Origin of the sequence: Paracidovorax sp. MALMAid1276 (assembly GCF_049198005.1) — a bacterium.
Lineage (GTDB): Bacteria > Pseudomonadota > Gammaproteobacteria > Burkholderiales > Burkholderiaceae_C > Acidovorax.
Genome location: NZ_JBMIRS010000218.1, coordinates 1 through 14,355, shown reverse-complemented (window position 1 = coordinate 14,355; position 14,355 = coordinate 1). Strand labels below are relative to the sequence as shown.

Sequence of the window (14,355 nt, the reverse complement as noted above, 5' to 3'; positions counted from 1 at the left end):
CAGCGCGGCGGGGCGGCCCTTGCGCGGCGTTTGCTGGCGGGGAGCGCGTTCAGGGCACTTCCACGCATCAGACACGGCGGGGCGCCTCGGGCGCCGGAGAGGTCTGACATGCGCTTGCTCCTGGTCGAAGACGATGTGATGGTCGCCAGCGGCATCAAGCTGGGGCTGACCGACGCGGGCTACGCGGTGGACTGGGTGGGCAGCGGCGAGCGCGCCGAAGAGGTGCTGCGCGCCGAGTCGTTCGATGCGGCCATCATCGACATCGGCCTGCCCGCCATGGACGGGCTGGAACTGACCCGCCGCCTGCGCCGCTCCGACATGGCCAGTCCCTCGATGCCGGTGCTGATTCTCACGGCCCGCGATGCGCTGCACGACCGGGTGCAGGGGCTGGACCTGGGGGCTGATGACTACATGGTCAAGCCCTTCGAGCTGCCGGAGCTGCTGGCCCGGCTGCGGGCGCTGCTGCGGCGCTCGCAGGCTGCCACCACGGCGGTGCTCAGCTTTGGCCCGCTGGAGCTGGACACGGCCGGCCGCCGCGCCAGCGTGCGCCACGGCCATGGCGAGCACGTGATCGAGCAGGTCATCGAGCTGGGCCCGCGCGAGTGGACGGTGCTGGAATACCTGCTGATCAATGCCCCCAAGCCTGCCAGCAAGGACAAGCTGCTGCAGGCGCTGACCGGCTGGGACAAGGAAATCACCCCCAACGCGGTCGAGGTGTACGTCTCTCGCCTGCGGGGCAAGCTGGAGCCGCACGGCGTGGCGCTGCGCTCCATCCGTGGGTTTGGCTACCGGCTGGAGCTGCAGCAGGCCGCCTGACCGCCAGCGGCGCTGTCCACCCCGGGTCCCAGGTCGTTTCATCCCTTTCCCTCCCCCTGCAACGCAGTCCCAGGCGGCCCCCATGCAGCAACCACAGCAGCAGCCACAGCCGCCGTCGCCGCAGCCCCCACCGGCAGAGTCCCGCCCAGCCGCACGCCTGCGGCCGGGCCTGCGTGCCATGACGTCCGACCTGCGCAACCGGCTGCTGATGATGCTGGTGATGCCGTTGTGCGCGCTGGCGTTTGTGGGGGTGTGGCTGGACTACCGTTCGGCCGATGAGGCGGCGGGCGGGCATGACCAGCGGCTGCTGCGGCTGCTGCCCGCGCTGGCCGATTCGGTGCTGGCGCCGCCCATCCGCGACAACGAGCCGCCGCTGCTGCTGCTGGCGCCCCCGGTCGATGAGTTCCTGCGCCAGAACGCCGGATATTCGGGCTACAGCGTGCGCGATGTGAGCGGCCGGCTGCTGCTGGGCGACGCCTGGGTGCACAGCGCCGTGCCCACCACCCAGGCGCCAGAGTTTCACAGTGTGGAGTTCGGCGGCGTGACGTACCGCGTCGCGGTGCAGCGCGGCCGCACCGGGGCCGGCGAGATGGTGGTTGCCCTGGCCGATGGGTCCGACCCGCGCCAGCAATGGGCGCAGCAACTGCTGGTGCGCGTGTTGCTGCCCAACCTGGTGCTGGTGGCGGCCGCTGCACTGGCCATCCACTGGGCCGTGCGGCGGGCGTTCAAGCCCCTGGTGGACCTGGCCGAGGCCGTGGAGCACCGCTCGCCGCGCGACCTCAGCCCCATCGACGAAGCCGCGTCGCCCGCCGAAGTGCGCCCGCTGGTGCACTCGCTCAACCGCCTGTTCGCGCTGGTCAACGCCCAGGCCGAGGGGCAGCGCCGCTTTGTGGCCGACGCCGCGCACCAGCTGCGCACACCGCTGGCGGGCCTGCAGGCGCAGGTAGAAGCCTGGGCCATGATGGCCAAGGCGGCAGCCCCTCCGCGCCCCGTTTCACCCTCTGATTTTGATAAAAAAATGCCTTTAGCGCAGGAGGGGCGTGCCCAGGGTGCTATTGTTTTGGGAGCGGATCAGATCGAGAAGCTGCGCAATGCCACGCGCCGCACGTCGCAGCTCGCTCACCAGTTGCTGGCGCTCTCGCGGGCCGATGCGCGCAGCCTCGACGCCCAGCCGCCCCAGCGGGTGGACCTGAAGGACCTGTGCGAGACGCTGCTCGAAAACTTTCTGGACGCGGCCACCGGCAAAGGCCTGGACCTGGGGCTGGATGTGCAGCCCGTGCACGTCACCGGCCACGGCTGGCTGCTGCGCGAGCTGCTTTCCAACATGGTGGACAACGCCATCAAGTACACCCCGGCGGGCGGCGTCGTCACCATCCGCTGCGGCATGCGGCAGGGCCGCGCGGGGCCGCCGCGGGTGTTCGTCGAGGTGGAGGACGACGGCCCGGGCGTGCCCGAGGCCGAGCGCACGCGCGTGATGCAGCGCTTTTACCGCGTGCCCGGCACGGTGGGTGAGGGCACGGGCCTGGGGCTGGCCATTGCCGACGAGATCGCGCGGGTGCACCGTGCTTCGCTCACCCTCAGCACCGGCTCTGCCGGGCACGGGCTGGTGGTGACGGTGATGTTCCGCCTGTAGGAGGCTGCGCGGCAGAAGGGGCATCGGCTGCAACGCACGATTAACCGGTCTCGCGCGATACTGCCGCCTGCGCCCAGGGCGCCACTCTGGGTTTGTCGGTAGGACCCCGCGATCCTCGGTTTTTGCGCGTTTCGCTTCGATGCCTTCTGCCGCGCAGACTCCTGGCCGCCTGGCCCCTTTGGGCCCTGTGCGAGAATCATTTCCACACATGATTTACGCCCTGCCGCGCTCCGTAGCCCGCCCATCCGGCGGGTGATTGTCGGGGGCGCAGGCGTCATCGGCCGCAAGGCTGCCCCACCCGAATCCTTGTTCCTGAATGCCCGAACTCTCGCCCCATTCCGAGCCCGCCAGCCCCGCCGATGCCGCCGACACCCCCGCAGTGCGCAAGCGGCCCAAGCCCGGCGAGCGGCGCGTGCAGATCCTGCAGGCGCTGGCCGCCATGCTGGAGCAGCCCGGGGCCGAGCGCATCACCACCGCAGCGCTGGCGGCGCGCCTGTCGGTCAGCGAGGCGGCGCTGTACCGCCACTTCGCCAGCAAGGCGCAGATGTTCGAGGGGCTGATCGATTTCATCGAACAGACGGTGTTCACCCTGGTGACCCAGATCACCGGCCGAGAGCTGCCAGAGGCCGCCGAGTCCGCCGAGGCGGGCGCCCGCCAGGCCGCGCGCATCGTGGCGCTGCTGTTGCAGTTTGGCGAGCGCAACCCCGGCATGGTGCGCGTGATGGTGGGCGATGCCCTGGTGTTCGAGCACGAACGCCTGCAGCAGCGCATGAACCAGTTCTTTGACCGCATCGAGTCCACGCTGCGCCAGTGCCTGCGCGCCACCACTGTGGCGTCCGCCACGCCCACGGTCGACGCGCAGGTGGCCGCCAGCGTGCTGACGGCGTTCGCGCTGGGGCGTCTGCAGCGCTATGCGCGCTCGGGCTTCAAGCGCATGCCGACCGAGCACCTTGAGGCCAGCCTGGCGCTGGTGCTATGAGAACCTGTTCAAGATCTTTTCGGGATCCCCGAAAAGATCTTGAACAGGTCCTGAGACCGCCTCACAAAACGCTTCTGGCGTCGTTGCCGCGTCTTGTCGTACTACCCGTACGGCCTGCGACGCAGCGCCTGGCCCGCACCGCTTCGCTGATTTTTGTGAGCCGAGCTCGGTGTGCGGGCCGCGTGAGCTGCGCAAGGGGCGCAGGGCTCGGTGCGTTTTTTTTGGGGTGCGCTCCCTATTTTTTTCGGGGGTTTTGGCCTGGAAGTGAATTTGCTGCAGAATAGAACGAACGTTCGTTTTTATTTGCAGCCATGTCTTCCACCCCCGATGTTCGCCAGCCCACCCGCAGGCCCCGCGCCAGTGCCGGTGCCGGCTCGGGGCGCGCCCTGCAAAAAGGCCAGCAGACCAAGGCCGCCATCGTCGAGGCGGCGCTGGGCCTGGCCACGCACATTGGTCTGGAGGGGCTCTCCATCGGTGCCCTGGCCGACGTCACGGGCATGAGCAAGTCGGGCGTGTTCGCCCACTTCGGCTCGCGCGAAGAGCTGCAGATCTCCGTCATCCGCGAGTATCACACCCGCTTCGAGCAGGAAGTGTTCTACCCCGCCATGACGGCTGCCAGGGGCCTGGCGCGGTTGCACGCGCTGTATGGCAACTGGATGAAGCGCACCTCCATCGAAATCGATTCGGGCTGCATCTACATCAGCGGCGCGGTCGAGTTCGACGACCGCACCGGCCCCGTGCGCGACGCGCTGGCCAGCTCGGTGATGACCTGGCACACAGCCATGCGCCGCGCCATCGAGCAGTGCAAGGAGCTGGGCGAACTGCAGCCCGATGTGGATGCCGAGCAAATGCTGTTCGAAATCCACGGGCTCATCCTCGCGCTGCACTACGAAGCCCGCTTCCTGCAAAACCCCGGCTCGCTCGAACGCGCCATCCGGGGCTTTCACAACATCCTGTCGCGCTACAGCGCCGTGCCGGTGTCTGCTACGCCCGCGGGCGTGGCCAAGGCCCCGGCCGCGCCGCGCCGCAAAGTTTCCCACCAAACCACCACCTCCAAGGAGTAAACCCCATGCCTACCTACACGCCGCCCCTGCGCGACATGCAATTCGTCATGCACGAAGTGCTCAAGGTCAGCGATGAATTCAAGGCAATGCCCCCCCACGCCGAGGTGGATGTCGACACCATCAATGCGGTGATCGAAGAGGCCGGCAAGTTTGCCGCCGAAGTCACCTTCCCGCTGAACATCAGCGGCGACACCGAAGGCTGCGTGCTGGACAAGACCACGCATGAGGTCAAGCCCCCATCGGGCTTCAAGGACGCCTACGCCAAGTACGTGGAAGGTGGCTGGGCGGCGCTCTCCTGCGACCCGGCCTACGGCGGCCAGGGCCTGCCCTTTGTGCTGAACCAGTGCCTGTACGAGATGATGAACTCGGCCAACCAGGCATGGACCATGTACCCCGGCCTGTCGCACGGCGCCTACGAGGCTCTGCACGCCCATGGCACCGAAGAGCAAAAGAAGATCTACCTGCCCAAGCTGACCAGCGGCGAGTGGACCGGCACCATGTGCCTGACCGAACCCCATTGCGGCACGGACCTGGGCCTGTTGCGCACCAAGGCCGAGCCCCAGGCCGACGGCACGTACAAGATCACCGGCAACAAGATCTTCATCAGCGCCGGCGAGCACGACATGACCGCCAACATCGTGCACCTGGTGCTGGCCCGCCTGCCCGATGCGCCCAAGGGCAGCAAGGGCATCAGCCTGTTCGTGGTGCCCAAGTTCAACGTCAAGGCCGATGGCAGCCTGGGTGACCGCAACCCCATCTACTGCACGGGCCTGGAGCACAAGATGGGCATCCATGGCAACGCCACGGCCCAAATCGCCATCGACGGCGCCATCGGCACCATGGTGGGCGAGCCCAACAAGGGCCTGGCCGCGATGTTTGTGATGATGAACGCCGCCCGCCTGGGCGTGGGCAACCAGTCGCTGGGCCTGACCGAAGTGGCCTACCAGAACGCGCTGGCCTACGCCAAGGACCGGATCCAGATGCGCAGCCTCTCGGGCGTAAAGGCCAAGGACAAGGAAGCCGACCCCATCATCGTGCACCCCGACGTGCGCAAGATGCTGTTGACGGCCAAGGCCTATGCCGAAGGCGGCCGCGCGCTGCAGATCTTCTGCACGCTGCTGCTCGACAAGGTGCACAGCCACCCCGACGAGAAGGTGCGCAAAGAGTCGGAAGAGATGGTGGCGCTGCTCACCCCCATCGTGAAGGCGTTCATCACCGACAACGGCCACATTGCCACCAACGCGTGCATGCAGGTCTTTGGCGGCCACGGCTTCATCAAGGAATGGGGCATGGAGCAGTACGTGCGCGACAACCGCATCAACATGATCTACGAAGGCACGAACACCGTGCAGTCGCTGGACCTGCTGGGCCGCAAGATCCTGTCGAACAACGGCGCCACGCTCAAGAAGTTCGGCAAGCTCATCGGCAAGCTGGTGGAAGAAGAAGGCGTGAACGAGAAGATGGCCGAGTTCATCAACCCCATCGCCATGCTGGGCGACCAGATGACCAAGTTCACCACCGAGATCGGCTTCAAGGGCATGCAGAACCCCGACGAAGTGGGCGCCGCCGCCGTGGACTACCTGCGCGTGGCCGGCCACCTGGTGTTCGGCTACCTGTTCGCCCGCATGGCCCAGGTGGCCCTGCGTGAGATCGCCGCCGGCAACACCGACCCGTTCTACGGCGCCAAGCTGCAGACGGCCCGCTTCTACTTCGCCAAGCTGTTCCCCGAGACCGCGACGCTGATGCGCACGGCCCGTGCCGGCAGCAAGGTGCTGATGGACACGGACCTGGCCCTGGCCTGACCGAAGCCGTCCAGCCTGTCGCGGAACCGTAGATTTTTGGCTTTTTTACCGGAGAGCGCTTATGTACAAAGCGATAGCAGCTATTGTTTTGATAGTGGGTGCCTGCCCCGCCTGGGCGCAGATGACGCCCGAGGGCCTGTGGCGCAACATCGACGACAAGACCGGAGAAGCCAAGGCCGAGATCCGCATCCGCGACGTGGGCGGCGGCGTGCTGAACGGGGCGCTGGAAAAGCGCCTGTCCAAGGACGCCAAGCCCGACGAGGTGTGCAAGGAGTGCAGCGACGACCGCAAGGACAAGCCGCTGGTGGGTCTGGAGATCATCCGGGGCGCCAGGAAGGCCGAGGCCAAGGACGCCGCACAGCCGGTGTGGGAGGGCGGCAAGATCCTCGACCCCGAGAACGGCCGCAACTACACCCTGCGCATGACCCCCATCGAGGGCGGCAAGAAGCTGGAGGTGCGCGGCTCCGTCGGCCCCTTCGGCCGCACGCAGACCTGGATCCGCGTTCAGTAAGCGCGGCGCACCATTCACCACAACCCCATCCGTTCGCCCTGAGCTTGTCGCAGGGCCTGAACCACCTTCTCGCCACGGCTTCGACAAGCTCAGCCCGAACGGAATGAAAACACCGATTTCTATGTCCAGATTCCAAGTGAAAAAAGTCGCCGTGCTCGGCGCAGGCGTGATGGGCGCGCAGATTGCCGCCCACCTCGTCAACGTGAAGGTGCCCGTGGTGCTGTTCGACCTGCCCGCCAAAGAGGGCCCGAAGAACGGCATCGTCACCAAGGCCGTCGAAGGGCTGAAGAAGCTCAAGCCTTCGCCCCTGGGCGTGGCCGACGACGCGGCGCTGATCCAGCAGGCCAACTACGAAGAGCACATGCACCTGCTCAAGGAATGCGACCTCGTGATCGAGGCCATTGCCGAGCGCATGGACTGGAAGCTCGACCTGTACACCAAGATCGCGCCCCACGTGGCCAAGCACGCCATCCTGGCGTCCAACACCTCGGGCCTGTCGATCACCAAATTGAGCGAAGTGCTGCCCGACAGCATCAAGCCGCGCTTCTGCGGCATCCACTTCTTCAACCCCCCGCGCTACATGACGCTGGTGGAGCTGATCAACACGCCCACCACCCAGCCCGAAGTGCTGGACCAGCTTGAAGCCTTTGTGACCAGCGGCCTGGGCAAGGGCGTGGTGCGCGCGCACGACACGCCCAACTTCATCGCCAACCGCGTGGGTATCGCGGGCATGCTGGCCACGATGAAGGAGGTCGAGAACTTCGGCCTGACCTATGACGTGGTGGACGACCTCACGGGCAAGAAGCTCGGCCGCGCATCGAGCGGCACCTTCCGCACCGCCGACGTGGTGGGCCTGGACACCATGGCCCACGTCATCAAGACACTGCAGGACAACCTGAGCCTGGAGACCGACCCCTTCTATGAAAGTTTTGGCACGCCCGCCGTGCTGAAAAAGCTGCTGGAGCTGGGCCACCTGGGTCAGAAGGCCAAGGCCGGCTTCTACAAGAAGGTGGGTCGCGACGTGATGCGCTTCGAGCTGGAAAGCGAAGAGTACGTGCCCGCTGGTCAGAAGGCCGACGAGGTGTACGCCCGCATGCTCAAGAAGCCCGCCGCCGAACGCCTGCGTCTGCTGCGCAACGCCGAAGGCGCGCCCGGCCAGTTCCTGTGGGCCATTCTGCGCAACAGCTTCCACTACGCCGCCGTGCACCTGGGCACCATTGCGGACAACGCCCGCGACGTGGACCAGGCCATGCGCTGGGGCTTCGGCATGAAGCAGGGCCCCTTCGAGCTGTGGCAGGAGGCCGGTTGGCTCGACGTGGCGAAGATGATTCAGGAAGACATCGACGCTGGCAAAGCGCTGTGCAAGGCGCCGCTGCCCGAGTGGGTGTTCAAGGGCCCTGTGGCCGAAGCCGGTGGCGTGCACACCGCGCAAGGTTCGTGGAGTGCATCGCAGAACAAGTTCGTGCCCCGCCGCCAGCTGCCGGTGTACGAGCGCCAGCTGTTCCCCGAGCCGCTGCTGGGCGAAGCCAGCCTGCCGGACTGGCGCACGGCCGGCACCACGCTGTTCGAAAACAAGGCACTGCGCGCCTGGACGCTCGACAACAGCCAGGTGCTGATTGCCAGCATCAAGAACAAGATGCACGCCATCAGCCCCGAGGTGATGGAGTCGCTGATGGAGGCCGTGGAACTGGCCGAGGCCGAATACCAGGGCATGGTGATCTGGTCGGGCGATGCCCCCTTCAGCGTGGGCGCCGACCTGGAAGCCACGATGCCCGCCTTCGTGGTGGGTGGTGCCGACGCGATCGAAAGCGTGGAGCAGGAACTGCAGAACCTGATGATGCGCATCCGCTATGCCCAGGTGCCCGTGGTGGCTGCCATCCATGGCATGGCGCTGGGCGGCGGCTGCGAGCTGGCCGTGTATTCGGCCAAGCGCGTGGCCCACATGGAGAGCTACATCGGCCTGGTGGAAGTGGGCGTGGGTCTGGTGCCCGGCGCCGGTGGTTTGACCTACATCGCCCGCCGTGCGGCCGAGAACATGGCGGCTTCGACGGGCAAGGACATCCTGCCCTTCCTGACCGAAGGCTTCACCGCCGCAGCCATGGCCAAGGTGGGCACGAGCGCGATTGAATCGCGCAAGCTGGGCTTCCTGCTGGAGTCCGACATCATCGTGCCCCACAAGGACGAGCTGCTGTTCGTGGCCATCAATGAGGCCCGGTCCATGGCCGCCAGCGGCTGGCGTGCGCCCCACAAGCGCCTGTTCCCCGTGGCGGGCCGCAGCGGCCTGGCCACCATCAAGGCCCAGCTGGTGAACATGCGCGACGGCGGCTTCATCAGCGCTTACGACTTCCAGATCGCCGCAATGATCGCCAACGTGGTGTGCGGCGGCGACGTGGATCCTGGCTCGCTGGTCAGCGAGGAATACCTGCTCACCTTGGAGCGCAAGGTGTTCTGCCACCTGATCGGCCAGCCCAAGACGCATGAGCGCATCCTGGGCATGCTTTCCACTGGCAAGCCGGTTCGTAACTGACCCGCATCACCATGACGAGCCAAGCCCCCAACCGCCTGCAGCGCTCGCTGATGCGCCTGGACGAGGCCCCCGCCTTCCTGCGCGGCTTCGTGCAGAACATCGTCCTGCGCCGGGCCGTGCCCTTCACCGGCACGGCCGGGGTGAAGTTCGTGTCGCTCTCGCCCGAGCGTGTCGAGGTGCATCTGGCCAACGAGCGCCGCGTGCAGAACCACATCGGGGGCGTGCACGCCTCGGCCATGAACCTGCTGGCCGAGACGGCCACCGGCATGGTCGTGGGCATGAACGTGCGCGACGACTGTCTGCCGCTGGCCAAGGAGTTTTCCATGGCGTTCAAAAAGCGCGCCACGGGCGGCCTGAAGGCCGTGGCCACGCTGAGCGCCGAGCAGCGCGCCGCCCTGCGGGCCGGCGACAAGGGCGAGGTGCAGGTGGCCGTCACCGTGACCGACGACGCCGGTGCAGAGCCGGTCGAATGTGTATTTACCTGGGCCTGGGTTCCATCCAGCCGCCCTACCAAGCATTGAGGAGTTTCACCATGGCTCAAAAACAAGTCCAGGACGCCTACATCGTTGCCGCCACGCGCACGCCCATTGGGCGCTCGGGCCGCGGCTATTTCAAGAACACCCGGCCTGACGACCTGCTGGTCGCGGCCGTCAAGAGCGCCATGGCCCAGGTGCCCACGCTGGACCCCAAGGCGGTGGAAGACGCCATCATCGGCTGCTCGTTCCCCGAGGGCGAGCAGGGCATGAACATGGCGCGCATCGCCATGGGGCTGGCGTTCAGCCACCCGGTGGGCGGCGTCACCGTGAACCGCTTCTGCGCATCGGGCATCACCGCGCTGCAGATGGCTGCCGACCGCATCCGCGTGGGCGAGGCCGACGTGTTGATCGCGGGCGGTGCCGAGTCCATGAGCCTGGTGCCCATGGGGGGCAACAAGCCCTCGTTCAACCCCGAGGTGTTCGCCCGCGACGAAGACGTGGGCATTGCCTACGGCATGGGCCTGACGGCCGAGCGGGTGGCCCAGCAGTGGAAGGTGAGCCGCGAAGCGCAGGATGCCTTTGCGCTCGAATCCCACCTGCGCGCCATCAAGGCGCAAAAGGCGGGCGAGTTCACCGACGAGATCACGCCCATCGAGATCGTGGAGCGCTCGCCCAACCTCGCCACCGGCGAAGTCGTGGAAAAGCGCCGCACCGTGAACCTGGACGAAGGCCCGCGTCCCGACACATCCCTCGAAGGCCTGGCCAAGCTCAAGCCCGTGTTTGCCGCGCGCGGCAGCGTCACGGCCGGCAACAGCTCGCAGACCAGCGACGGCGCGGGCGCCCTCATCGTGGCCAGCGAAAAGGCCGTCAAACAATTCGGCCTCACGCCCCTGGCCCGCTTTGTGAGCTACGCCGCCCGCGGCGTGCCGCCCGAAATCATGGGCATCGGCCCCATTGAGGCCATTCCGGCCGCGCTGCGCTACGCGGGCCTGAAGCACGAAGACATCGGCTGGTTCGAGCTGAACGAAGCGTTTGCTGCCCAGTCGCTGGCCGTCATCAACACGCTGGGCCTGGACGCGAGCCGGGTGAACCCCATGGGCGGTGCGATTGCCCTCGGCCACCCGCTGGGCGCCACCGGTGCCATCCGCGCCGCCACTGTGGTGCATGCGCTGCGCCGCCACAAGCTGAAGTACGGCATGGTCACGATGTGTGTGGGTACCGGCCAAGGCGCCGCCGGCATCATCGAGGCGTTGTAACTGGCTACTGCGCGGGCCATCTGCGTCGTTGGGCGGCGCTCGGAATCCTCACGTACGTCAAGTACGTTCCGGTTCCTGCGCTCCGTCCGCCTAGCAGCTGATCCCGCTCGCTACGCCCTGGAGGGCGGGGGGGAAAGCGAGAAGCCAAGAAGGCAAGGGTGCCACCCCAGCCGTTCGGGCTGAGCCTGTCGAAGCCAGGGCCTGGCCCCCAGCGATAGTTTCTTTTCTTCAAGCCGACGCAGATCGGTTGTGAACCAAGGAGACAGACATGGACAAGCAAACCTTGCAGGTGAATGGTGCAGCGTCTTTGGCGCTGCGGGTCTATGAACCCCAGGGCGCTCCACGCGCCAGCGTCGTGATCGGCGGCGCGATGGGGGTGCGGCAGTCGTATTACGAGGCCTTTGCGCTGTGGATGGCGCAGCAGGGGTTTCGGGTCACCACGTTCGACTACCGGGGCCATGGCGATTCGCTACAGGGCGCGATGCGTGATGTGAAGGCGGATCTGTTCGACTGGGCGCAGGACTACGAGGCCGTGATCGACGCCGCCAAGGCCGCGCTGCCATCGCAGCCGCTGTATTTGCTGGGCCACAGCCTAGGCGCACAGCTGCCGGGCCTGCTCAAGAAGCCCGAGCAGGTGGCGGGCCTGCTCAGCGTGGCTGCGGGCAGTGGCTATTGGCGCGACAACGCGCCGCAGCTCAAGCGCATCGTTCCGTATTTCTGGTGGGTGCTGGTGCCGCTGGCCACGCGGCTGTGCGGGTATTTTCCGGGGCGCACGCTCAAGAAGGTGGGCGACCTGCCTGCGGGCGTGATTCTGCAGTGGCGGCGCTGGTGCCTGCACCCGGCCTACAGCGTGGGCGCCGAAGGGCCTGCCGTGGCGCAAAGCTATGGCGCGGTGCGCTTTCCGGTGCTGGCGCTGTCGATGGCCGATGACGAGCTGATGACCCTGCGCGGCACGCACAATCTTGTCAACCTGTACGCCAACACCGAGCGTCGGGTCGAGAGCATCACCCCGGCCGACTTGCAGGTGCGGCGCATCGGCCACTTCGGGTTCTTCCGCGACCAGTTCCGCCAGAGCCTGTGGCCGCGCGCGGCGGCGGCGCTGGCCTCCCTGGGCGCAGGCGCCGTGGGCCCCGGCCACGCAGTCACCGGCACGACGGCCTGAGCCGCCGAACCACGGCACACTCGCACCCATCATGAATTCTTCTACTTCTCCGACCACTTCGTCGGCGTCGTCCATCCACCCGCTGGACGAAGCGCTGCAGCTGACACCCGCGCCGACTGCGGCAGGGCAGTACGAGGGGCAGACCCACCCCGGCTACTGGAACATGGTGGGCCCGTTTGGCGGCATTACGGCCGCCACCTTGCTGCAGGCGGTGATGCAGCACCCCGACCGGCTGGGCGACCCGCTGTCGCTCACCGTCAACTACGCGGGCGCGCTGACCGCTGGTGCGTTCACCGTGCAGGCCACGCCGGTGCGCACCAACCGTTCCACCCAGCACTGGACGCTGTCCATCCTGCAGGCCGGTGCCGACGGTGCGCCGGTCGTCACCACCACCGCCACGGCCGTCACGGCCGTGCGCCGCGAGACCTGGAGCGTGGGCGACGTGCCCATGCCGGAGGTGGCGCCGCCCGCAGAGCGCAAGGCCGTGGTGGTGCCGCCCGAAGCGGTGGAGTGGCTCAACCGCTACGAGATGCGTCCGCTCGCGGGGTTCATCCCGCGCACCTGGGATGGCAGCGGCGACCACAGCCTGACGCAGCTGTGGATGCGCGACACGCCGCCCCGGCCGCTCGATTTTGTGGCGCTGTCCGCGCTGGCCGATGTGTTCTTCCCCCGCGTGTGGCTGCGCCGCGCGCGCCAGGTGCCAGCGGGGACGGTGTCACTCACGGTGTACTTTCACGCCAGCGCAGCGCAGCTGCAGGCCACGGGCACCGGCTATCTGCTGGGCCAGGCGCGCGGCCAGGAGTTCCGCAATGGCTTCTTTGACCAGACCGTGCAGCTGTGGAACGAGGCCGGCACCATGCTGGCCACCAGCCACCAGGTGGTCTACTACAAGGAGTGAGCCGCTCCGCGTTCTCGCAGGCCCTGGGTGTGGCGTTTGGCCTTCGCTTTTCAGCGCGCACACTCCGACCACTGAGCCGCCCGCCCACCACCACCGCCACATCCTCCTCGTCCACCCCGTTTTCCATCTCACCCAGGCCCCTGACATGACCCAAGACATCCTCGTGCACGCCGAAGCCGGCGTGGCCACCATCACCTTCAACCGCACCGATAAGAAGAACTCCATCACCAGCGCGATGTATGCCGCCATGGCCGACGCGCTCGAAGCCGCCCAGGCCGACGCCGGCGTGCGCGTGGTGGTGTTCCAGGGCGATGTGGCCATCTTCAGCGCCGGCAACGACATCGGCGACTTTCTGCAAAAGCCACCAGCCGGGCAGGACTCGCCCGTGTTCCGCTTTCTGCGCGGCATCGCCACCTTCCCGAAGCCCGTGATCGCATCGGTCTGCGGCCCAGCGGTGGGCATCGGCACCACCATGCTGTTCCATTGCGACCTGGTCTACGCCGGCGACAACGCCGCGTTCTCCATGCCTTTTGTCAACCTGGGCCTGTGCCCTGAAGCCGCATCGAGCCTGCTGGTGCCGCAGATGCTGGGGTATCACCGTGCGGCAGAGGCCCTGCTGCTGGGCGAGCCCTTCATGGCCGAAGCCGCACTCGAAGTGGGCCTCGTCAACCGCGTGGTGCCGCCCACCGAATGCAATGCCTATGCCCAGGCCCAGGCGAAAAAGCTGGCGGCCAAGCCACTGTCGGCACTGATCGAAACCAAGCGCCTGATGAAGACGGGGCAGCAGGCCAAGGTGTTGGAGGTGATGGCCCAGGAGGGCGAGAGCTTCGGCCGCATGCTGCGCGAGCCCGCCGCCCGAGAAGCCTTTGGCGCGTTCATGGAAAAACGCAAACCCGATTTCAGCAAGTGCTGAAAGCGGGTCGCCGCGCCAGCGGCGGGGGCTGCGCAGCGGATCGGCGTTTTCGCTAAAAGGAGCAAACCCGATTTCAGCAAGTGCTGAAATTGGGTGGTCGCGTCAGCGGCGTCGACGTTACCCGTGAATTGACAGGTTCTCCTGATCGGGCGCGGTCGGGGGGCTATCCGCAGTTGGGGCGCTGCGCGGGGCGTGTTGTAGCGCGGGCGCCTCCCGCCCGTTCGGGCTGAGCCCGTCGAAGCCTTGGCGCATACGCTCGTTCTCGAAACTAACCCGCATGCCTAGTTCACGGGCGGGAGCCGGGGTGCGCGCCCGGCG

Annotated in this window: 12 protein-coding genes; all 12 read left to right on the top strand. The window is 67.1% G+C overall.

The annotated features are described in order from the left end of the window. Nucleotides 1-108: 108 nt before the first annotated feature. The 12 genes from ACOQFS_RS17930 (at nucleotide 109) to ACOQFS_RS17875 (ending at nucleotide 14,037) form a co-directional block, all read left to right on the top strand. Nucleotides 109-816 (top strand): response regulator transcription factor, encoded by a 708-nt coding sequence (locus ACOQFS_RS17930; RefSeq protein ID WP_421564186.1) that lies wholly within the window; start codon nucleotides 109-111, stop codon nucleotides 814-816. Between the two features lie 178 nt (nucleotides 817-994). Continuing rightward, entirely contained in the window at nucleotides 995-2,449 is a 1,455-nt protein-coding gene (locus ACOQFS_RS17925; protein WP_421564187.1) for an ATP-binding protein, read from the top strand. A 316-nt stretch (nucleotides 2,450-2,765) separates the two neighbouring features. Further along, nucleotides 2,766-3,428, top strand: a complete 663-nt coding sequence (slmA, locus tag ACOQFS_RS17920) for a nucleoid occlusion factor SlmA (RefSeq protein WP_421564185.1) — start codon at nucleotides 2,766-2,768, stop codon at nucleotides 3,426-3,428. Between the two features lie 311 nt (nucleotides 3,429-3,739). Further along, nucleotides 3,740-4,492 carry a TetR/AcrR family transcriptional regulator gene (locus tag ACOQFS_RS17915; RefSeq protein WP_421564184.1) on the top strand — a complete coding sequence of 251 codons (753 nt, stop codon included), beginning with the start codon at nucleotides 3,740-3,742 and terminating at the stop codon, nucleotides 4,490-4,492. 5 nt (nucleotides 4,493-4,497) lie between these two features. Beyond that, nucleotides 4,498-6,294, top strand: a complete 1,797-nt coding sequence (locus tag ACOQFS_RS17910) for an acyl-CoA dehydrogenase C-terminal domain-containing protein (RefSeq protein ID WP_421564183.1) — start codon at nucleotides 4,498-4,500, stop codon at nucleotides 6,292-6,294. A gap of 61 nt (nucleotides 6,295-6,355) precedes the next feature. Further along, complete coding sequence (locus tag ACOQFS_RS17905; RefSeq protein WP_421564182.1) at nucleotides 6,356-6,805, top strand: DUF2147 domain-containing protein; 450 nt, start codon at nucleotides 6,356-6,358, stop codon at nucleotides 6,803-6,805. Between the two features lie 121 nt (nucleotides 6,806-6,926). After that, nucleotides 6,927-9,332, top strand: coding sequence for a 3-hydroxyacyl-CoA dehydrogenase NAD-binding domain-containing protein (locus tag ACOQFS_RS17900; RefSeq protein ID WP_421564181.1), 2,406 nt, complete (start codon nucleotides 6,927-6,929; stop codon nucleotides 9,330-9,332). Between the two features lie 11 nt (nucleotides 9,333-9,343). Continuing rightward, a complete protein-coding gene (locus tag ACOQFS_RS17895; protein ID WP_421564180.1) occupies nucleotides 9,344-9,853 on the top strand; it encodes a DUF4442 domain-containing protein in 510 nt (169 codons plus the stop codon). A gap of 11 nt (nucleotides 9,854-9,864) precedes the next feature. Beyond that, a complete protein-coding gene (locus tag ACOQFS_RS17890) occupies nucleotides 9,865-11,064 on the top strand; it encodes an acetyl-CoA C-acyltransferase (protein WP_421564179.1) in 1,200 nt (399 codons plus the stop codon). A 268-nt stretch (nucleotides 11,065-11,332) separates the two neighbouring features. Further along, complete coding sequence (locus tag ACOQFS_RS17885) at nucleotides 11,333-12,226, top strand: alpha/beta fold hydrolase (protein ID WP_421564178.1); 894 nt, start codon at nucleotides 11,333-11,335, stop codon at nucleotides 12,224-12,226. Between the two features lie 31 nt (nucleotides 12,227-12,257). Further along, nucleotides 12,258-13,124: an acyl-CoA thioesterase gene (locus ACOQFS_RS17880; RefSeq protein WP_421564177.1), complete on the top strand. Its 867-nt coding sequence runs from the start codon at nucleotides 12,258-12,260 to the stop codon at nucleotides 13,122-13,124. A 145-nt stretch (nucleotides 13,125-13,269) separates the two neighbouring features. Further along, nucleotides 13,270-14,037, top strand: a complete 768-nt coding sequence (locus ACOQFS_RS17875; RefSeq protein WP_421564176.1) for an enoyl-CoA hydratase — start codon at nucleotides 13,270-13,272, stop codon at nucleotides 14,035-14,037. Nucleotides 14,038-14,355 lie beyond the last annotated feature (318 nt).